This is a genomic window from Bradyrhizobium sp. USDA 3364 (genome assembly GCF_054056355.1).
The window spans coordinates 3,886,349-3,905,136 of the sequence record NZ_JBSRYG010000002.1; the positions used below are offsets into that span (position 1 = coordinate 3,886,349).

Sequence of the window (18,788 nt, forward strand, 5' to 3'; positions counted from 1 at the left end):
TCGTCGCGGTGTCTGAAGCACCTCGGCGAGCCGCTTGCTTTCGGCAAGTTTGAATGATGTAATACATACACATGAAAAAAGCAATACTAAAATCATCGAGAGGCGGAAAGCGTCCCGGTGCTGGTCGGCCAGCCACAGGCAATGATCCCGTGCGGACGCTGCGGCTGTCGGATGAGTTCATCGAAAAGGTCGACAACTGGGCCGCCGCGCAGCACGACACGCCCGGCCGGTCCGAGGCGATCCGCCGGCTGGTAGAGCTCGGGCTGAAGGTCAAGGGGAACTAGCGACTTGAAGCAGCGCCGCGTTATTATTCCAGGTGCCAGCTTTCGATCGGGGGCAATCAAAATGCTGGCAAAGATACCGGCCAACACGATTTCGGGAATTCTGCCACCGTTCACCGGTGAAACTCCGGCCGACGGGGCATTCGTATCGCCCTATGAGGTCAAAATCTCTGACGTGGTGACACGATACGGGACCAGTCTGGAGCGCACCAAAATTTTAACCGGGCTCCTGAATTATCGGAAGGCCCTCAAAGACCTCGGTATCGTCAGTGGGTTCCAGTGGCTCGATGGCAGTTTTGTCGAAGACGTAGAGACGATCAGAAATCGTCCTCCCGGGGACATTGATCTAGTCACGTTTGCTCATAGACCGGTTCAAGAGATCGATGAGTGGCAAAAAATGCTCGATGCAAACCAGCATGTTTTTGTTCCGCGGCTCGCCAAGGCCCAATTCAAATGCGATGCTTATTTTGTTGACCTTTCGATTGATCCTGCGGTGCTTGTCGCGGACACTACATATTGGTTTGGACTTTTTTCTCATCAAAGAGACGTCGCGGCTTGGAAGGGTATGCTGAGGGTGGATCTGGAATCTGATGACACGCTCGCTGAAGCCATGTTGTAGAGAAGAGAACGTCTGATGATCAGAAAACTTGAAATTGATGCTGCGCGAGCCGATTTAGCCGCCGTTGAGGGCTTGCTCGCGCGCCGATCACGCGTGACTGATCCTGTAGGATGGATGCAATTCTCGAAACGCAAAGAAGAGATCGAAACGCAACTCGCAAAACTTCACGGAACTCCGGCCACGGGAGCGGCTGTAGCGCTGTTCTTTGGGGGACTGCCAGTATTTGGCTCGCGCGGCATAAAGGCTGAATTTGGTACGAAAGCCGTTGGTCAGTTCCAGGACGTCGTGACTAAGCGTTTTGCTGAGTATCAGGGACCAATTGGATCTCGGGGGCCGACGAAGCAAGCTGATCAAACCGCCATGATGATCACAGACGTTGCGCGCGGTTCATTCGGATTTGTGCTGGAGGAAGTGGAAAGAGACGATCAGCACTTGGTCGAATCTCCATTGAGGCTCATCGTCGATGACGTTCTTGATCTGATTTACCAAACCTCTGCTCCCGACGAAGAGGCTTTCAACGCTTTTGTTGAGTCGGTCGATCCTCGCGTACTGACTTCGCTGCGAACTTTCTTTCAGACCTTGGACAATGAAGGTGCCACGATGAGAATCGTGGAGGATGAAAGAGAATTCTCTCTTCCAAGAGAGGCCATATCCCGCGCTCGCGGCCGAACAGACACTCTTCAGATGACTGAGGACGCACGGCCGTTTGAGGGCCGGCTTTATCTTTTGCCGGACAGTAAGAAGTTCGAGCTGCACCTTGAAGATGGATCCTCAATGCGCGGGTCCGTGGCTCAAGAATTTCTGAAGCCACTCTTGACTGCTAGTCAGGATATTCCTGACGGCATATTGGGCATGACGCGCGTCGTCCTTGTTAGGGTGAGAACAATTGAGTTCCCCAACGCACCCGCGAAAAAGGTTTTTCGGCTACTCTCTTTCGCCGACGATGCACCTCGAAACACAATTCTGCACACTGCGCTCTAACGTCGTCGGCGCACTGATTCCGTAAAAACTCCAGTTGGGCCACCGCAGAAGTGACCGTCATGGTCACAGGCCGTTAAGATCTAAGGCGATCACGCTTCATTTTCGCGCGCAGTCGGACTCGATCAGAACACGCAGCCGACGCGATTCAGGATTCGGCTCCGCGTGCGCGCATTCCGCGCGCGATGGAGCGAGCCAATGCCAGTCAATACTCATTGCAGGTACGGTCACGAGCTCACCCTGCAGAACACACAACTCAGGTTCTCGACGAAAGGCAATTACTCATATCGTCGCTGCAGGATTTGTTTCGATCTAACTGACAGCGACATCGCCGGGATCGAAAAGCACTTCTTCAATGGCGGGTCGATCCGGTCGCTGGACCTGACAGCGCCAAAGACGATCACGTTCCAGGAGTGCGAGACCTCCAATCCGACATGGTGGAATCGCATCGTGGCCCTTTGCAACCATAATGCTCGGATGAACAAGACCAATGCGGCTCGCGCTTTGAAAGCGAAACAGACGCATTGCAAGTACGGTCATCCGCTCGCCGGCGATAATCTTATCGTCAACACCCCAAGGCCTGGCGTTGTGCACCGCTACTGCCGCATCTGTCGCAACGCGGCTTACGAGCGCCATCATCACAACTACACCGTCGAGCAAATCGAGACGGTAACCGACTGCATCATGAACAAGGGCATGACGATTGCCGACATGACGCAGCGAAAGGGCAACCGGCCGAGGATTATCAAATTCGAGACGCTGACGGTCGCTCTGAACAAAGATCCGGAACTCAATGATCGCTTGCGGCAACAGTCCGCGCTGAATGCTGATGCGAAGCATCGAACACGCTGCGGCGTGTGGCGATCAAAGTCAGCAGGCTACGCGCCGGCCTCCAAAGTGGTTGAGATCATCAAGGCAAATCCTACGTGGACCGCACGGCGGATTGCGGAGGAGACCGGTCGCGAGTTGCCCTATGTCTGGTCGTTGGCGTGGACCAAGGGGCTCAAGACCGCATCAATGCAGGTTCGCAAGGTGCGCTCCACGGTGATCCGCCCGGATCGCGGTCCCACGCTGACCGGTGTCATCGCCGGGCCTTCGCACGAGGTCTACACTGTGATCAACGAGGTCGTGCCGCGCCAGCTTGACTTCGAACGGCGCAAGGAGATTGTGAGCGCCATGATGCTGGCCGCGTTGGAAGGTGAGTTTGACCTCGCCGACGCCAAGGCGGCCTATCCGCGCTTCCTGACGGCCAGCTATCGGCAGTTCTCGTACAAGGCGTTCGGCGACATACGGTCCCCAGTCTCACTCGATGCGCCGGCTTATCTAGACGGCACCATGCTAAGAGGTGAGACAGTTTCAGAGAGTTTGTGGGAGCAAGCGTAACCACCATATTGCCGAATGATGCTGGCGGCCGGCGGAGGGATTGACTCCCTCCGTTGGACAGTCAATTTCACGCCGAATAACTCCACCACCACTAACCACAAGAAAAAGCTCGAAATCCTATATGGCTAGGTTCTTTCACGTCTCACCCGTCGACCATCACATTGGTACTGTCCTTCAGGCTGGCAAACAGGGGGAGCACTATCGACGTTACGTAAAGGACGGCAACTTTGCTCCTCAAACTCACCGGGACGCTTATTCCTTGACCTGGGAAGCAGTCTTGGAGACGGCAAGGCGACTTACTAATCCTGAACTACCGAGTCGTATGAAGTGCGTTTATGCTTCCATCACTCAGTCAGCGGCGACAGCCTTTCGCGATCAATACAGGCCAGGCGCTCATATCTTCGTCGTTGAGGTCTCGGATGACATCCCAACTTTTCGGGGCGACCTCGACGGGATCTCGAATACAAAATCTGGGGACGCTTTTCTCGATATTTGGGTTGAGACAGCGATTAAGTATTGGACGCAGGAACCAAGCAAAGCGACCGAAATACTGATCGGCGGCCCGGTAACAATCTTAGCAAAAGTCTAGTTGACCAAATGCTGGGACGGATCAGCGCCAGCACGAACAAATCCTAGCGGCTTCTCGCTCAGGAGGTTTCGCGCGATCATGTGCGATGGGCTCGAAATCTCGGGAGTACATGTTCGGCGCCACCGTCCGGCATCTGGCCGAGCGGGCCAAGGAAGCCAGGCTGACGGCGGACGCGGCTGCCTGCCAGGCCTGGAACGCCCGGATGCTCGCCTTTCAGGGACCAGCCCAGCCGTCCCCGGCCCTCGGCGACGCGCTCAATGCCGGCTACCGCTACCTCGAGGTGAAGTGCCTCGGCTGCGAGACGCATCAGACGGTCGCGCTGGACATCGTGCGGCGGCCGAAGTGGACACCGGTCCACGAACTGGAGCGGTATATGCGCTGCAAGAATTGCTCGCGCCGGCACGGTCACCCATTCAAGCGCAGCCACCTTGTGGCATTGCGGACGAACATGATCTCGACCATGAACCCGCCGTCGACCTGGTGGCCGGGGGAGCGGTGAGCGCGCTTGCAACATCGCCGCAAGGATTCCCCAAGCGCCTCTTTGGAACGCCGACCATCGGACAATTGTTTGTCTAGAAACCGCAGGACGGAACTGCTCAGATACGATGGAATCGGATCATCGAAATTGCCAGTGCGGCGCGGTCTACGACCGTAGCGCGTCCGTGGCTCCGGCTCGCGAGAGTGGCAGTTTTGAATGCTCCGTCTGCGGCGCAACAATTGAAACGTGGAATTCCGAACTAGTCCCAACCTACCGTCTCCTTGCAGGGCCTGTACGCCCTCCGGATCAGTAAAGTCACCCCTCATCCGTTGCGGCAAAGCGCTCTGGATGGTCCGAGGAACGTGCCTGAAGCGCAGGTTGTTGGAACCGTTGATGACCCCACCGATCACCATTCATTTTGCCTGCTCCAACTGCGGCACAGTCTATTCGGCACTCCAGGAACGCGGATCGATTCCCCTGAATAGCTCCGGATCGTTCGATTGCCGGAGATGTGGAAAGCTGGTTCATCACTGGGCCGGGATCTACGACTATTGCGAATGGAGAATCGTGACTGTGCCTCACAAGAAGAACGGACCGGGCGAATGAAACACGTAGGTGACCGTCTTTACTCCGATCCCGAGAAAGCAGCCCGCAGGATCATCGAGCATGCGAGGGCGTTCGAGCCGATCCAGGACGGCCGGATCTACATCGAGAAGATCAACCGGCCGATGATCGACGAGGACAAGGCGACGCCGGCCGAATATTGGGCCGGCCTACAGTATGCGATCAAGCAAGGCTGGCTCGAGTATCACGAGAGCGGGACGTTCGTGCGGATGAAACAGGCCGGCAAAGACCTGTTCACCTAAAAAAGGACCCCGGGCCGAGGGGTACAGACCGGGGCGAAGTTCACTTTGGAGTCGACCCGGCGCCGTCCTGCGCCGGGCCAGCAATAACCCAATTCGCGGCGCGCGGGTTCCTAGAGTCGCAAAAACCGGCTGGGATGCCTATCTTTGGGCATGCTGAGAAAGCCGCTCGAAATCCCGCCTGAGGTCGCCCGGCGCTTCGCTGACAAGATGCACCTGTTCCATGCCGAGCCGAGCCCGCTCAAGCGCGACGAGATCGCCGCGGAGACCAGGCATATGCTCCTTCAGCACATGCCAAAAGGGGGCCAAGCTGCGGCTGGCTGACGTCATCGAGTTGTTCGAGCTGATGCGATGACCGAGCCAGCATGCATCCTTTGCGACGACACAGGTTGGGTCTGCGAGAACCACCCCGATCAACCTTGGACCGGCAATCATGCCTGCCGGTGCGGCGGTGCTGGCGCGCCCTGCCCGAAGTGCAACAAGCCAAAGCCGGATGAAGAATTTCCGCGGTTGCCGCGTGGGTTTCGAAGCATGTTCAGCAGGCGCGACCGCGGGAGATAGGCCCACTTTCCCACTCGCTAAAGCTGCAGTACGCTGCCTCCTTTCTTGTGGGGCATTTGAAATGAACCGCTTGGTCTGGGCAATTGCTGCCCTTTATCTTGTCGCCGCTAAGGGCCCCCTTCCCAAGCGATTGACGCTCTGCGATGTGGCCGGCGGTAGAATAGCTTGACAATGGTCACCCGCCGCAGGATGTCGCTCTTCGCCAGCGCACATGCAAAGCTTCAATGGGCCACGCGACATATCGATCATCTCGAGGCCGCGTCTACAGCGTACCTAAGCCCGCTCTTAAAGCTTCACGCTCATCAAGATTTCATGGGCCATCTGGTGATGAGATTCCTGTATCGAGGTCAAGTCCTACCCACCGAATTCGGTTTGATGATCGGAGACATCGCCACGAATCTAAGAGCGGTTCTCGACCATATTGTTTGGGCTTTGGTTTCGGGAAAGCTCACCCCGGACGATCGCAAGGAGGATGTCGGTTTTCCGTTTGTAAGTAAGCCAGCGAAGCTAAAAAAACGGATAGAGACGGCCATGATCGATCGGGTCAAAAACGCACCAGAATTGATCGGGTCCATCCGGCCGTACCCAGGAGGCGACGATAACCTCTATGAACTACACAGCTTAAGTAACAGCGACAAGCACCGTTTGATCACGGTGGTTAGCGATTTCGTTGAACTTCACAGAGTCGTTGATCCCAAAGGAAAGCGTAAACCTGTTGACCTGAATGGGTTACGGCTTGGTACAGGCCCCGGTCTTCGTAGCCGCTTACACTTGAATGGGACTGGTATCGTCGTTTCACCTGACGGCAATATCGATCCGTCGCAGTTTGAAAAGACGTTCCATCTTGCGTTCGGCGAGAAGGCACCATTCGAGCGCAAGCCGGTCATTCCTACGCTGAGAGGTCAGGCCCAAGGAATCCGAGCCATCCTTGAAAAGTTTGAAGAGCGCTACCCCACGGTTCAGCTTTCCGATGGTTATTACGACGATCAGGCTTGGCGCCGCCGATAAACCTTCCCCGCAAAAACACGCTTGCGCTCCACCGGCGGTTGCCGAAAACTAACTCCTGTTCCTTAACGGGAGTTCAGAATGATAAACCGTCCTCTGATATTGCCTCTCGCCGCTCTCGCATTCTTCCTCACCTTCAGTATGCCCGCGGCAGCCCAAGTCCAGTTAAACGATGATCCATCATACGCGAAACTTTCCCTTATCGATTTAGAGGTAGGCCGCGCAAAGCTGGAGCCGCGGAAAAAGGTCGAGATGACCGGCTTCATTGAAACCGAACTCTCCGGAAGCATGGTGTTTTTGTATAGTTACGGACGATCCAAGCTTACTTCGTCGTCATCGGCGAGGCTCTTCCGTCAAATCGTCGTAACAAGACTTGACGCGGATGGTCTCGCCTACATCCTGGAGCATTGTGGAGGACGAGCCGAATGTCCGGCTACGGTGCGCGGAACGGTAACTGAACTCGGCACAGCCATTATCGCCGAGAAGATCCTTTTCTACCCGCCGCAATAAAAATCACGCGCTACCCGCGGGCTCGGCCTGCTGCTGCATGCTGGCACTACTGCTCATCGCGATCGGGTGGAGCATCTGGCGCTAGGACTTGACCCTTAGATCGGCCTCTTCGGCATCGCGGATGATGCGGGCCTCGTGCACCACGTTGCCGGTAAGCCCAATATCTTTGAGGGTTGGTGGGCATTTGTCTTGAGAATGCCTAATCTTCCCGTCGCGAGGAGTGGCTACCTCGCGCCGCTCTTGTGCAGCATCATTCATCAGCGAGGCGCCGTTTTGCGCCCGCTTCGATCTCAAGTGCATCGGCCTGCCCAGTAAAGCTTTTGCGAAACTCTTGCAGTTTCGCGCGCGCGCTCTGCGGGGCCGCGCTCCGAAGCGATGCGATCAGATCGGTCAAGATTTTGCGTCGTTTTTCGCAGGCCTCGCAGGGCATCAAACCGATTCCGTGTTGCGGAGCGTCTCAGCGATGGCACTGAGGTATTGATAAAGCCGATCATTGGTCGAGCCGATGAGTTCCCAGCTGAAGCCGTCCTCCGACTTGTAGATCCTGCCGTGAGGATGCGGGCCGCCCGTCTGGCTCGTCGCGATGAAGAACCCCGTGATGCCCTTCTTCGGTGGCTTTTGCCTATGTTTGATGAACACAACGAGATTGCCATTCGATGCCGTGTCGCCATCAACGCTGCTGCTCACCTCGGCACCAGGCAAAGCGACGGTCTGCCATGTGCGGCCATCCCGCGACACCGCAACAGCGGCGCTATTCAAAACGAATTCAGGGCGGGTCGCTTGCAGAATGTTGCAGTGGCCACCGACTGGAGGCCCGTAGTCAACACAGCACGAGAACACCACAGGCTCTGCTTCCGCGAAGCTTTTCTTACGACCCGCACCAGCAACAAACACGCCGTTGCCCGCCGCGATCGTTGGGCCAGCGGAGCCTGCACTACCGGCAATCCCTTCATACACTGCCGGGGAATATCCCGTGCTCCAGCTAAATCCATTCGACGATGTAGCCCAGGCGAAATTCGTATCGAATACGGTCTCAGTGTAACCGTCGTTGCAGCCCAGGCCCGCAGGGTCTTCTGAGATCACTTCCGCAGGCACAGTGACATCTTCTGTCACGAGCGTCGTGCCCGTCATGACGTAACGATCAACGGGGTTTTCCGCGGTTCCGACGTTTAGGTAGGCAACATTCGAAGAGCTGCCACCGCCGTTCGGCGCGCTGAAGCCTGCCCATGGCTGGACTGTCGTAAACTTGCTGCCGTCCTGCGTGATCGACAAAAGGCATTGCACGCCGTCGCTTGCGCATTCCGATGAAGTCGGCCGTGGATTCCGAGCGAAGCCGGCCGCCTGTACCGATGGAAGCCGGCCGGGGATTCCGATGATCCCGGCCGCCTGCCGAGGCGGGCTCTCGCGACGACGTCGTCATCAGGTCAGTTGGCGGCCTCGTCGTCAAGCGTCTGACGCTTGGCGGCGGCTTTGCGCAGGCTCTCGCCCTTGAGGGTGAGCCTGTGGGCGTTGTGCACGAGGCGATCGAGGATGGCGTCGGCAATGGTTGGGTTGCCGATGAGTTCATGCCAATGCTCGACCGGGAGCTGGCTTGTCACCACGGTTGAGCCGCGGCCATGGCGATCCTCCATCATCTCCAGCAGGTCGCGTTGTTGCTCGGCCGTCATCGAGGCAAGCCCCCAGTCGTCAAGGATCAGGAGTTCCACGCGCGCCAGGGTCCTGAGGAGGCGAGCATGGCGGCCGTCGCCCCGCGCGAGGGCGAGCGCCTCAAACAGCCGCGGCAGCCGTTGATAGAGCACGGAGCGGTTGTCCCGGCAGGCCTTGTGGCCCAAGGCGCAAGCAATCCAGCTCTTGCCGACGCCGGTCGGGCCGATGATGAGCAGGTTTTGATGCCGGTCGATCCACTCGCCGGCGACGAGCTTTTGGAACAGCGGCTTGTCGAGTCCGCGCGGCGCCTTCATGTCGATATCCTCGACGACGGCGTTTTGCCGGAGGCTTGCGAACCGCAACCGGGCGACCAGGCGCTTGTTCTCGCGCTCGGTCGCCTCGCGGTCGACGAGCAGCGCGAGGCGCTCCTCGAAGGCCAGCGCGGCGATGTCAGGCTGTCGTTGCTGTTCGTCGAGGGCCTTCGCCATGCCATTGAGCCCGAGCGCGACGAGGCGCTCGTGAGTGGGATGTGTCAACATCGTCTCTCCTTTCTTCAGTGGTAGTAATCGGTGCCGCGGATGTTGCCGTGTCGGATTGGTGGCCCGTCCGGCGGCTGTTCATTCGCGTAGGCGCGATCGAGCCCGTGCTGCAGGATCGACTTGATCGAGCCGTAGGTGGTCGCGCCGATGTCGTTGCCGCGCTGGCAGGCGGCCTCGATGCGGGCCGAGCCGTAGCTGCGTGCGAGCCGCAGAATGCCGAGACAAGCCCGGAAGCCCTGCTCGGGGTGTGGCTTGGCTCTCATGATCGCCTCGACGAGAGCGATCGTGGCGGGGCCGATCTTGGCGGCTTCTCGTTTGATCCGCGCCGGCGTCCATTCGGCATAGCGCCGGTGCGCGCTCGGCATGTGCTCCGGGATCGTGGTGTGGCGATGGGGCACGTCAGAGCGGGCGTGGCTGGCCACCCGGATGCCCTTGTGCAGGATCTCGATCGTCCTGTCGGTTATGCGCGCCTCGAGCTCTTCGCGGATCAGACGTGAGGGCACCGAGTAGTAGTGACCGGCGAGCTCGACGTGATAGTCGGGCGCGACCCGGCACTTCTTCCACTCGGCATACTGATACGGCATCGGCGGTAGGGCTTTGAGCGCCGGCTTGTCGATCTGCGCGAACAGCTCATTGCGGCTCACGCCGAGCTTGCGCATGATCTTGGCGTTGAGGTCGGCGATCGCCTCGCGGATTGCCGCGTTGAGTTCGTCAAGCGAGAAGAAGCGCTGGTTCCGCAGCCTCGCCAGCACAAACCGCTGGACGATTTGCACCGCCACTTCCACCTTCGCCTTGTCGCGCGGCTTGCGCGGACGCGTGGGCAGGATCGCGGTGCCGTAATGCTGGGCCAGCTCCTGGTAGGTGCGGTTGATGCCCGGCTCATAGCGACAGGTGGCGGTGACGCCGGATTTCAGATTGTCGCAGACGATCGCCTTCGGCACGCCGCCGATCGCCCGCAAAGCATTGACGTGCACCGCAATCCAGTCAGCCAACCCCTCCGACCAGCGCGCCTCGGCAAAGGTGTAGTTGGATGCTCCCAGCACGGCGACAAAGACATGGGCCAGCCGCTGCGCGCCGGTAGCGGCGTCGAACACCGGCACCGTGTCGCCCGCGAAGTCGACGAACAGCTTCTCTCCAGGCCCATGCGCCTGCCGCATGGTCGGCGAGATCGTCTCGCTCCATTTCCGGTAGAGATCGCAGAACCGGCTGTAGCCATAGCCGTCCGCGTGCTCCGCGCGATATTCCTCCCACAGCAAGAGCAGCGTCACGCTGCGCCGCTTCAGCTCCCGGTGCACCGCCGTCCAGTCGGGCAACGGCCGCGCCGGCTTCTCCTCGAATGTCGGCGGCGTGAACAGCCGGCGCTCGAGCTCGCCGTCGTCCATCCCTTCCGGCACCGGCCAGGTGATGCCGATCACGGCAGCCCGCCGCAGATACTCGCCAACCGTCGATCGGCTGATGCCGACGGTGACGGCGATCTGCCGCTCGCTCACGCCAAGGGCGTGCCGCAGTCTCAAAACTTCTCGAACCTTCCGCATCGGCGCTCTCTCGGCGGGCATCAGACCTCCCCTTGCTCGGCCGCAAAGGGGGGCTGGTCCGCGATTCGATCGCCGTCTTCGAGAGCGTCAGGCCGGTCTCAACAGGGTGGCCGGCTTCGATCGGAATCGGTGGCCGACTTCCGTCGGAATCGGTGGCCGGGTTGCGTCGGAATCAGTGGCCGGCTTGCTTCGGATTACGCACCGTCGCTATCCGGAACCGATGTCACGAAGAATTTGTCCTTCGCATAGCTTATTGCTGTCACACGCCCCGGCGCGTTGAACACGGTGCTCCAAGTAACTGCACCATTCTTGATCTCACCCAGCTGAACCGGCGTTGGCGTCAGGTCACCTTGCGGTTTAAAATCCGCCTGCAAGTAGACCTTCTTCCTTATCGTCTTGTCGCCCTGCTTGATCTCTATCGAGCCTGATGCGATATAGCCATCCGTGAAGACCGTCCAGCTGCCAACAGTAGCACCCGAGTTGCCGTCAAAATCGCTCGTCGGTGGCACCGATCCGTCCGCGCCAGTGCTGTACCATGACGCCACATACTGCTGATCCAGCCCGAACTTCACGTTGATGATGTTCTGGTATGGATCGAGCCTGTACGGCGGATTATAGCCGGAGCTGCCAGTTACCGAGCCATCAGGATCGTCGCTCTCGTCGATGAGGTATTGATTGAGCAGTTTAGTCTGTCCGCGCTGCCCGCTCACGTCACCATGATTCCCGCTCGTTTTTAGATAGGTGATAATCTCGTGGTCGACGTACTGTGTGTCGTCCTTGGTGCTATCGTCCTTCTCGTACTGATTGCTGGGGACGACATATTGCTTTAGCCCAGCATCCGCTGCCGCCTGCGCGTCGTCATCGATGCTCGTGTCATGGTGCGAGATTTTTCGCACCTCGATCTTGCGCGCGGTTGTCAATTCCTGTTGCGTAACGCTCGCAAGAAAGCGGCTCATCGCGGTGCCGCCGTTGACTTCTGTACCGGTCTCGACGCGAGACTTCAGTCCTTTAATGACCTGAATGGGTATCCATTCATCTGGATCATCGAGATCTTCGGTCGCCGCCGGATCACAGACCTTTACCGTCTCCATAATCCGTGACGGCGTGCCGTCCTCCGAATAGTCATCGGCGTTCGGATCATCGCACCATCGCAACTGACGCTGCAGGCCTTGCCACTGCAAATCGGGCGGTACTTGATGTGAGCTCTTGATGATGTCCATTCGCTCAACATCGGCCCAGACATCGGACAGAATGTCACCCGAACGATTAGTACCGAAGATGCGGGTGATGTGCGTCTTGCGGCTTTCCGGCCTGTCTGTCATTCGCTCCACTCGACGACAGCCGAAAGCTTGCCCTCGGCGCGAAGCAGCGCCTCGATCTCCGGCGTCATCTCCATCGAGACCACGTCCGGCGCAACGTTGTCGTCTGATTGGCAGGCAACACGGAGCGCCAGAGCGGTTGCATAATCCTTGACGAATGCTGCGTTGCCTCTTAACCCGCCGTGATCCTTTGTGGACTGGCGAATGAGAAGCGGATGATCGGCACCACCTTCGCTCCAGAACACCACATAGATATCGTGGCCTCGGACGAACTCGATCAGGGCCGGATTGATGTTGTCGAGCGTGAGGACGAGTCCACCGTCACGCTTCGTGGTCGCCGAGTCGTGGATCAGAGCGAACAATTCCCGGCGAATTATCTCATCGCGGTCCGTCATGTTTTCACCTGCCCCCATACCAGCTCGGACGCGGGCCGGTCTGCGCGAGAGATGCATCACCTGCGGCCTTCGTCATTTGCCCTAGAACATCTCGCGAAGCTTTCACGGGAAAGTCGCCATGGTTCGTGCGGAGGTCGACGGTGCCGAAGTGCTCAGCGTCGCTGCTGTTAGAGCTCAACAAGGGAGCGGAGCCGCTGCCGATACTGCCGTCGAAACCAACGGGGCTGCCGATTGCAAGCTGAGGGAAGCTGACATGTCCGCCGTCGGCGAAATGCCGCGAGAAATAGGCTCGGAGCCCGCCGACTGCACCACCATCAGCAAAGTGCCCGATCGGGCCGCCGTTCGCGACATAGGTGTCGCTGTCGTCGCTGTGCCCAAATCGACCGACGAAGTCTGATTTGTATTTTCCTCTTCGACGATTGCGCGTTCATGCCAGCTTTTGACTGCGCAATGGCCTGCTTGACCAAGGAATCTTCCAGGATCGGGTCGCCTGGCGTGTGAAGAATGCCGTCAATCCACGCGCCACCGGTGGCCGGATCAAAGGTTATCTGATGGTCGCCGGGGCCAAGCGTATTCGAGTTTGCGAGTGTGTCTCCGACGACGCTGCTGTCCACGTCGCCACCGTCGGCATAGCCGGGCATCCCGGCGTTAAGCCAGTCCAGACCGCCGCGACCGATCTTGCGCGCCGCAGAGGCTCTGATGACATACTCGCCGTCGGAGAGCATCGCCGGAATGCTGTCCGAGGTCGAGGTACCGGGACCGCTGACATGGCCTCCACCGTCAAGACGACGCCTAATCAAGCCACCCCACGCGGCCGCCTGCACCTGTACGGGCTCGCCCTTCGCGCTGCTTCTAATCTCCGCGGCCGCTTCGCTCAGCGCCGCCGCAATCGCTGCAACGCCTTCACGGATTGAACCAACGCTGTTCCCGATGTCGCCGGCATCGCCCCGGATGCCGCCGGAGGCAGGCTCGTCGACTTTCAGGTCCGGTTTGCTGGCATTGTTCGCCGCGGCCGAGACCGACTCCAGTAGAGTTCGCAGGAATGCACCGCCCAGGTCCGCAACCTGCTGCGGAGGTTGCTGTGGCTGGGCTTCGCTTCGGGGGCCAAGGGTCGCCGGCTGCTGCGCCTGCGGTTGAGCCGCCGGTTGCGGAGGCTGCTGCTGGTCTGGCTGGACAGCACCGGGACGCTGCTTCTCCTGCAGCGCGCCGGGGTCAACCAAAGCCCTGCCAAGAAAGCCACCAATCGTGGTGTTACCGAGGGTCTCGCCGATCGAGTTTCCGATCGCGCCGTAGCCTCTTACTGCATCGCGCCCCAGCCCGAATGCCAAGCCCTCCGTTCTGCCGAGCAATTCGCCCGCGCGGCCGGCGCCGGGAATACCTGTCCGGTCGCCCAAATCGCGGCCGCTCTCGCCGAAAGCCTCTGCAGTCGGCTTATTGGCATCGACCCGTTCCCTGATGTGGCGGAGCCCCTCCGAAATGGCATCCGGGACGCCCGTCGCCGCCTTGCCGGCAGGTTCGCCCAGGATGTCGCCGAATGACTGCCCAAGTTCATTGAAGCGCCCCTTCAGACGGTCGTTCGCATCGCCGATGGTGCGATGTTTTTCTGCTTCCGCGCGCGCCGCGGGCTCATCTTGTCGAAGCGCGTCGAAGACGGTGCTGGGGCGGACCACGGGCGACCGACCCTGCTTGTCCTTCTGCTCGAGCAGGAGCTGTAGCTCATCTGCGTTTCGGATGGGCGTACCGAGCTGCCCCCCGATCGCGCGCGCGACGCGGTTGGCCTGGCTCGGCGAGAGGCCGGAGAGCCCGCCTGCCACGAGGCCGGGGGCTTGTTCGCCGTTGCCGATGTCATGAGGTTGAAGGATGCCTCTCAAGAAGCTGTTCGCTCTCGCGACCGCGTCCGGGGTCTGAAGGCGGTCGATCTTGCCGCCGGCTGTCAGCGCGCGTTGGGCGGCGAGGAACTTGTCTTCGGAAATGTCGGAGACGCCGAACGGCGACTGAAGCTCCTGCCGTCGCTTGACGGGCAAGAAATCCTCAAAACCAGCCGTCAGATCCTTGGGCTCGGCGTCAATGGTCCTGGCACTTTGGCGCAAATTGCCCAGCGCACTCTCGCTTGCACCCAGCGCCTTAAGCCTCGTTGCCGTGCCGTCGGTTTCCTCACGGATCTTGGCAAGATGGGCGCCGATTGCAGCGAGAGCGGCTGGCAGACCACCACCAGCGATAACCCCGCCGAACCGGCTCAGGAGCCCGGTGACGCCGGATAGCGCACCCTGGATGCCCGATGTCTCCAATACCGGCGCCAACGCTTTCTGCAACCCGCCGCCGCTCTCAGGCACCACCTTGTCGAAGGCCTTCCCGGTATCAGCGATCTTCTTCTCGATGCCCGTCAAGGACTGCTTGCCGATGTCGCCGACGGCCTGCAGCTTGCTCTTGATGTCTTGATCGCCTTCGAGCGCGATCGAAAGCAGAATTTCGTTTTTACCTTTAGCCACCGGTTTTGCTCCATTCTGCGGCGAAGAGCTCGCCGATCTCGGAGGCTACCTTCTCCGCCTCCGCGTTGAGGTCGAAACGCTTTGGATCACTCACTGACCGCACCCCGACAAACACCGGCAGCCAGATCTTGCGGACCTTCGTCAGGCGAACACCCTTGCGCGTCAGCCTGAGCGGCGCACCAGCGCGATTGACCGAAATCTGTCCGAACAGGATCGGGCGGGTCCCATGACGACCGCTCTTCAGCGGGCCAATCGTCCGCGAGTACTTGCTAGGCGTCCAATGCGTGCCGCCGGGCAGGTTTTTCTCGATCGGCAGCCAGACGTAGGGCGAGCCGACAACCGGCTCAGGGTCCTGGAATTGGCCCGCGTATTTGATCTTGTGAAACCCGAAAATCCGCGGAGACGTGGACGTTCCATTCTTCGGATAGACATTCACTCGGAACGCATTCTGCCATCGCGAGGAGAAGCCGCCCGCCGCGATGGCTGACCGACCACCCTGCTTCAGTCTGTCGCCGGCAGCTCGAAACGCCCCGGTCAGCGCCGTGGCGACGCGCCTGCTCTCACCATCCAACATCTGGGCAACGTCACCTTTGATCTTGATGGTCAGTTTCATTCAACCGGTCCTCTTGACGTCCTGGTCGCCCTCGAGCGCGATGCTGAGCAGGATTTCGTTCTTGCCCTTAGCCACGACCGCGCACCTCCTGTGCCTTGACGATCTCCACCGCGGCGGCTCCGAGCTGGCCACGTAAGAGGCCGGCTACGACCACCATGTTGTCGGTCTCCGTAGCTGCCTGAAAGGCCACCCCGATGGCGTAATCCCAGCTGTCCTTTGTGATCGTGAATTCGCCGTCCTCGGCCGGACTCCCTCCGAGGACCGACGTCATCCACAGAAGGAGGTAATAGACCCCCACGTAGAACTCCAAGATGTTCAGATCGAGGGCGTCGTCGGCCGTCACGTCGAACAGGCGCTCGGTGAGTGCTTCGAACTTGTCGGCCAGAACGCCGTAACTGATCTGCCCTCCGCCTCGCTTCATGCGCAGGATGATGTCGTCCTGCGCATCTTGCTGCGTAAGTTGCGCGGCGTGGGCCTCGCGCTTTACGCGCCTCTCACGCGTTCCGCGGAGGTTCAGAAGCCATCGACCGCCAAGCTGGCTAGCGTCGAGCGTGCCATCCGTCATCGCTGACAAACGCCCTTGTTTCAAAGCGTTTCGCACCGCGCCTTCGCTGCAGCCCTCCCGCTTCGCGAACTCCCGTCGGCTAAGTCCCATCGTCGTCGTTACCTCGGTTGCCCGCGTAAACTGCGCGGGTGCGTAAAGAATTTCAGGGTCTACCGCTAGCGATGTCGAGCGCACTTGCAGCCCGTATTGCTGCAAGGCGCTGACAGGACCCGCTAAGCCCGGCCAGCTGCCAAGTGGTGGCCTCCGTCTTCGTTAGCGTGATGCTCTCGCAGCCCGGCTCGTTGTCGAGATCACCGGTGACTGTGCAGCCGCGGGGATTGATCCGGATGGCTTTGTCGGCCGGAACGCCATGGAAGATGACGGTCTTGCCGTCCATGGGTGGTGACCTCAGGTCGCCGACGGCAAAGACTGCCAATATGATCTTGGTGCCGATGGGAAGGATGCTCAGCGTTGGGCTGTCGTCGACGGTAATGACCCATCGGCCGGGCGGCCGTGACGATAGCTCGGGCAGCTGGATGCGCTCCTCGCTGGCTTCGAGCGGCCGGGCGCGGTCGTAGTCGATTTTGCCATCTGCCATCAGGATGGCCGGCTGGCCCGGTCGGAGGGTGACGAGTGCGTCGGGTACCGTGTGGTGCGTCATGGTTCAGCCTTTCAGCGGTGCTGTGACCCGGTACTCGGCGTTGACCTTGGCGATCGCTTGGTCCCAGCTGCCAGCGTCGGCCGGGAGTGGCGTTGTGATCAGCTCTACCGAGTTCGACGGAGGGGCAGCCCGCCTTGGTGCTGCCGAGCGAGGCTTACCAGCCACAACCTGCTGAACGCGCTTGATGGCCTCGGAGAGCGAGATGCCTTCGCGTTTCACGAGCCTGTGCAACTCCGAGTCCTTGCCGGTGCTGATCAGTCGCTCGGCGGTCTGCGCCGAGAGGACAGCCGGTCTCTTCCTGCCTCCCTGCCAAACTGTCTGCGCCATGGTCCGGAGCCAGCCTCGGCTCACGTTGCGGTTAACTTTGTGCATCAGTCATTCCCCTTCATGATGGTGTGCCGCCGCGCGCCGACCGGTCAGAACGGCGCGCGGCGGCTTTGGATCGACGACCATGGAGACATCGACCGGGAATTCGCGCGGGGGGACCGACGGCACCACAACGCGCCGCCCCCCGCGCAGGTCGGAATCCGCCCGGCGCGCGCCCGCACCACGTTTCCCGACCCAAGCTGCTCATCGGATGCTGCCGCGCCGCTGGGCTTCCTGCCGGCGCCGGGCGTAGATCGAGTTGTGATCCAAGTCAGCGGCCGGGCTCGCATTCACCGACACAGCTGGCCTACTGGTGCCAAGCAGCGCGTCGAGACTGACGGCGGCTGACCGCGCTTCTCTGGCCGCTCGGCGCTGAGCGTAGATCTGACGCGCCGAAGGCATCTGTTGCACTGACATTGTCGTCCCTTTCATTGTGCCCTCTGGGATCAGGCGGCTTCGTCCGTCTTGGCCTGGGCTGCCTGTTCGGCCTCCCAAGTTTTCAGCTCGTCGACGGTGGTGAAGACCGGACTGACGGCCTCGAGCAGCTCTTTGACCTCAGGAACGCGGTCCGCCGGTGCTTCCGCGTTCTCGATCCGATCAAGCTCCTGCAAGATGCTTTCGGGCGACGGTCGGGACATGGGCTCCCAACCAGGGACGCCGCCTCGAAGGCCCGGGAGGGCCAGAACCTCCGCCAATGACGATGCGCCGGTACCGCGCACCCAGTCTGAATAGCGGATGCGATCGAAATACTGTCGACGCGAGATATTTATGGTGTGGCCAGCGCTATAGTCCGTTCCTGGACTTGAGAGATAAGCGGTGCCGTTGCCGCTGTCCTTGATTTTGCGGGCGAATTCCGGACCGAAAGGTTTGCCGCCATGCGGGTTGAGCCAGTGCAGTTCCCGCGTTCGGGAGATATCCTGACGGGGGATCGAGGGCGACATGAGCACGGCCAGCTCGAACGGCTGAATCCGCTGATCTTCGGGCAACTTGCGATTCAGCTCCTCGCGCGCGAGTTCGGCTTGCGCCATCGTGCGCAACACCTTTTGCGCCTCTTTGTTGGTGGTGGCGAGGAACGTCTCGAGCTGCTTCTGCGCGTTGGCGCCCATGGCGTTGACGCGTGCCAACGACTCCTTCAGCTCCTTTTCGGCGGCGGCCGTCCGGGCGTCACTCAGCGCCTGCTCACTCTTGCGGACCCGATTGCGCGCTTGGTCGACCCGGACCTTGGCCAGGTCGCGCTTTGCGAGCAGAGCCTTCAAATCGTCATCGGTCGCATCGACGTCAGGCGTTTCGAGCTCGGCCGACGCCTTCATCAATTCCTGTTCCAAGGCTTCCAGCGCCTTGGTGTCTTTCGTCAGGGCATCCTCAAGCTTGGTCACCGATCCGCGGGAGAATGGAAGATTCATGGGCGCGCTC

General features: G+C 60.1%; 21 protein-coding genes. 9 read left to right on the forward strand and 12 right to left on the reverse strand.

What is annotated here, in order from left to right; all coding sequences use genetic code 11:
* The first annotated feature begins 149 nt into the window (after positions 1-149).
* From ACVILL_RS18365 to ACVILL_RS18405, 9 genes are all read left to right on the forward strand, one after another.
* A complete protein-coding gene (locus ACVILL_RS18365; protein ID WP_456730341.1) occupies positions 150-284 on the forward strand; it encodes a ribbon-helix-helix protein, CopG family in 135 nt (44 codons plus the stop codon).
* Between the two features lie 4 nt (positions 285-288).
* Complete coding sequence (locus tag ACVILL_RS18370) at positions 289-900, forward strand: DUF6932 family protein (protein ID WP_456730342.1); 612 nt, start codon at positions 289-291, stop codon at positions 898-900.
* A gap of 15 nt (positions 901-915) precedes the next feature.
* Positions 916-1,881, forward strand: a complete 966-nt coding sequence (locus ACVILL_RS18375) for a hypothetical protein (protein WP_456730343.1) — start codon at positions 916-918, stop codon at positions 1,879-1,881.
* A gap of 195 nt (positions 1,882-2,076) precedes the next feature.
* The gene (locus ACVILL_RS18380) at positions 2,077-3,261 is read left to right on the forward strand and encodes a hypothetical protein (RefSeq protein ID WP_456730344.1); all 1,185 of its coding nucleotides are present in this window, start codon (positions 2,077-2,079) and stop codon (positions 3,259-3,261) included.
* Positions 3,262-3,935: 674 nt separating this feature from the next.
* Positions 3,936-4,349: a hypothetical protein gene (locus tag ACVILL_RS18385; protein ID WP_456730345.1), complete on the forward strand. Its 414-nt coding sequence runs from the start codon at positions 3,936-3,938 to the stop codon at positions 4,347-4,349.
* A gap of 581 nt (positions 4,350-4,930) precedes the next feature.
* The gene (locus tag ACVILL_RS18390) at positions 4,931-5,194 is read left to right on the forward strand and encodes a hypothetical protein (protein ID WP_456730346.1); all 264 of its coding nucleotides are present in this window, start codon (positions 4,931-4,933) and stop codon (positions 5,192-5,194) included.
* 144 nt (positions 5,195-5,338) lie between these two features.
* Positions 5,339-5,515, forward strand: a complete 177-nt coding sequence (locus ACVILL_RS18395; RefSeq protein ID WP_456730347.1) for a hypothetical protein — start codon at positions 5,339-5,341, stop codon at positions 5,513-5,515.
* A 408-nt stretch (positions 5,516-5,923) separates the two neighbouring features.
* On the forward strand, positions 5,924-6,760 hold the full coding sequence (locus ACVILL_RS18400) for a hypothetical protein (protein ID WP_456730348.1): 837 nt from the start codon (positions 5,924-5,926) through the stop codon (positions 6,758-6,760).
* Between the two features lie 78 nt (positions 6,761-6,838).
* Positions 6,839-7,267 (forward strand): hypothetical protein, encoded by a 429-nt coding sequence (locus tag ACVILL_RS18405; protein WP_456730349.1) that lies wholly within the window; start codon positions 6,839-6,841, stop codon positions 7,265-7,267.
* Positions 7,268-7,517: 250 nt separating this feature from the next.
* Here ACVILL_RS18405 and ACVILL_RS18410 read toward each other — a convergent pair whose 3' ends face one another.
* The 12 genes from ACVILL_RS18410 to ACVILL_RS18465 all read right to left on the reverse strand — a co-directional run bounded on the left by ACVILL_RS18410 (position 7,518) and on the right by ACVILL_RS18465 (position 18,778).
* Positions 7,518-7,661 (reverse strand): hypothetical protein, encoded by a 144-nt coding sequence (locus ACVILL_RS18410; RefSeq protein WP_456730350.1) that lies wholly within the window; start codon positions 7,659-7,661, stop codon positions 7,518-7,520.
* A gap of 35 nt (positions 7,662-7,696) precedes the next feature.
* Positions 7,697-8,539, reverse strand: a complete 843-nt coding sequence (locus tag ACVILL_RS18415) for a hypothetical protein (RefSeq protein ID WP_456730351.1) — start codon at positions 8,537-8,539, stop codon at positions 7,697-7,699.
* 152 nt (positions 8,540-8,691) lie between these two features.
* Complete coding sequence (gene istB / locus ACVILL_RS18420) at positions 8,692-9,453, reverse strand: IS21-like element helper ATPase IstB (protein WP_456727991.1); 762 nt, start codon at positions 9,451-9,453, stop codon at positions 8,692-8,694.
* A 14-nt stretch (positions 9,454-9,467) separates the two neighbouring features.
* Positions 9,468-10,988, reverse strand: a complete 1,521-nt coding sequence (gene istA, locus ACVILL_RS18425; RefSeq protein ID WP_456727992.1) for an IS21 family transposase — start codon at positions 10,986-10,988, stop codon at positions 9,468-9,470.
* Between the two features lie 194 nt (positions 10,989-11,182).
* Positions 11,183-12,310 (reverse strand): hypothetical protein, encoded by a 1,128-nt coding sequence (locus tag ACVILL_RS18430; RefSeq protein ID WP_456730352.1) that lies wholly within the window; start codon positions 12,308-12,310, stop codon positions 11,183-11,185.
* Positions 12,307-12,702: a hypothetical protein gene (locus ACVILL_RS18435; protein ID WP_456730353.1), complete on the reverse strand. Its 396-nt coding sequence runs from the start codon at positions 12,700-12,702 to the stop codon at positions 12,307-12,309. Before ACVILL_RS18435 ends, ACVILL_RS18430 begins: the two co-directional genes overlap by 4 nt.
* A gap of 314 nt (positions 12,703-13,016) precedes the next feature.
* Positions 13,017-15,191 carry a hypothetical protein gene (locus ACVILL_RS18440; RefSeq protein WP_456730354.1) on the reverse strand — a complete coding sequence of 725 codons (2,175 nt, stop codon included), beginning with the start codon at positions 15,189-15,191 and terminating at the stop codon, positions 13,017-13,019.
* Positions 15,184-15,804 (reverse strand): hypothetical protein, encoded by a 621-nt coding sequence (locus ACVILL_RS18445; RefSeq protein WP_456730355.1) that lies wholly within the window; start codon positions 15,802-15,804, stop codon positions 15,184-15,186. The genes ACVILL_RS18440 and ACVILL_RS18445 overlap by 8 nt, the downstream gene beginning before the upstream one ends.
* A gap of 67 nt (positions 15,805-15,871) precedes the next feature.
* Complete coding sequence (locus tag ACVILL_RS18450; protein WP_456730356.1) at positions 15,872-16,369, reverse strand: hypothetical protein; 498 nt, start codon at positions 16,367-16,369, stop codon at positions 15,872-15,874.
* Between the two features lie 142 nt (positions 16,370-16,511).
* A complete protein-coding gene (locus tag ACVILL_RS18455; RefSeq protein ID WP_456730357.1) occupies positions 16,512-17,009 on the reverse strand; it encodes a hypothetical protein in 498 nt (165 codons plus the stop codon).
* 3 nt (positions 17,010-17,012) lie between these two features.
* On the reverse strand, positions 17,013-17,381 hold the full coding sequence (locus ACVILL_RS18460; RefSeq protein ID WP_456730358.1) for a hypothetical protein: 369 nt from the start codon (positions 17,379-17,381) through the stop codon (positions 17,013-17,015).
* Positions 17,382-17,821: 440 nt separating this feature from the next.
* Entirely contained in the window at positions 17,822-18,778 is a 957-nt protein-coding gene (locus ACVILL_RS18465) for a hypothetical protein (RefSeq protein WP_456730359.1), read from the reverse strand.
* Positions 18,779-18,788 lie beyond the last annotated feature (10 nt).

Bases quoted from the DNA above. Each gene is read 5' to 3' on its own strand.
- ACVILL_RS18465 (WP_456730359.1), bottom strand. From the start codon at position 18,778: ATGAATCTTCCATTCTCCCGCGGATCGGTGACCAAGCTTGAGGATGCC.
- ACVILL_RS18445 (WP_456730355.1), bottom strand. From the start codon at position 15,804: ATGAAACTGACCATCAAGATCAAAGGTGACGTTGCCCAGATGTTGGAT.
- ACVILL_RS18380 (WP_456730344.1), top strand. From the start codon at position 2,077: ATGCCAGTCAATACTCATTGCAGGTACGGTCACGAGCTCACCCTGCAG.
- istA (WP_456727992.1), bottom strand. From the start codon at position 10,988: ATGCGGAAGGTTCGAGAAGTTTTGAGACTGCGGCACGCCCTTGGCGTG.
- ACVILL_RS18405 (WP_456730349.1), top strand. From the start codon at position 6,839: ATGATAAACCGTCCTCTGATATTGCCTCTCGCCGCTCTCGCATTCTTC.
- ACVILL_RS18455 (WP_456730357.1), bottom strand. From the start codon at position 17,009: ATGACGCACCACACGGTACCCGACGCACTCGTCACCCTCCGACCGGGC.
- ACVILL_RS18385 (WP_456730345.1), top strand. From the start codon at position 3,936: ATGGGCTCGAAATCTCGGGAGTACATGTTCGGCGCCACCGTCCGGCAT.
- ACVILL_RS18450 (WP_456730356.1), bottom strand. From the start codon at position 16,369: ATGACGGATGGCACGCTCGACGCTAGCCAGCTTGGCGGTCGATGGCTT.
- ACVILL_RS18390 (WP_456730346.1), top strand. From the start codon at position 4,931: ATGAAACACGTAGGTGACCGTCTTTACTCCGATCCCGAGAAAGCAGCC.
- ACVILL_RS18375 (WP_456730343.1), top strand. From the start codon at position 916: ATGATCAGAAAACTTGAAATTGATGCTGCGCGAGCCGATTTAGCCGCC.
- ACVILL_RS18400 (WP_456730348.1), top strand. From the start codon at position 5,924: ATGGTCACCCGCCGCAGGATGTCGCTCTTCGCCAGCGCACATGCAAAG.
- istB (WP_456727991.1), bottom strand. From the start codon at position 9,453: ATGTTGACACATCCCACTCACGAGCGCCTCGTCGCGCTCGGGCTCAAT.
- ACVILL_RS18460 (WP_456730358.1), bottom strand. From the start codon at position 17,381: ATGCACAAAGTTAACCGCAACGTGAGCCGAGGCTGGCTCCGGACCATG.
- ACVILL_RS18435 (WP_456730353.1), bottom strand. From the start codon at position 12,702: ATGACGGACCGCGATGAGATAATTCGCCGGGAATTGTTCGCTCTGATC.
- ACVILL_RS18430 (WP_456730352.1), bottom strand. From the start codon at position 12,310: ATGACAGACAGGCCGGAAAGCCGCAAGACGCACATCACCCGCATCTTC.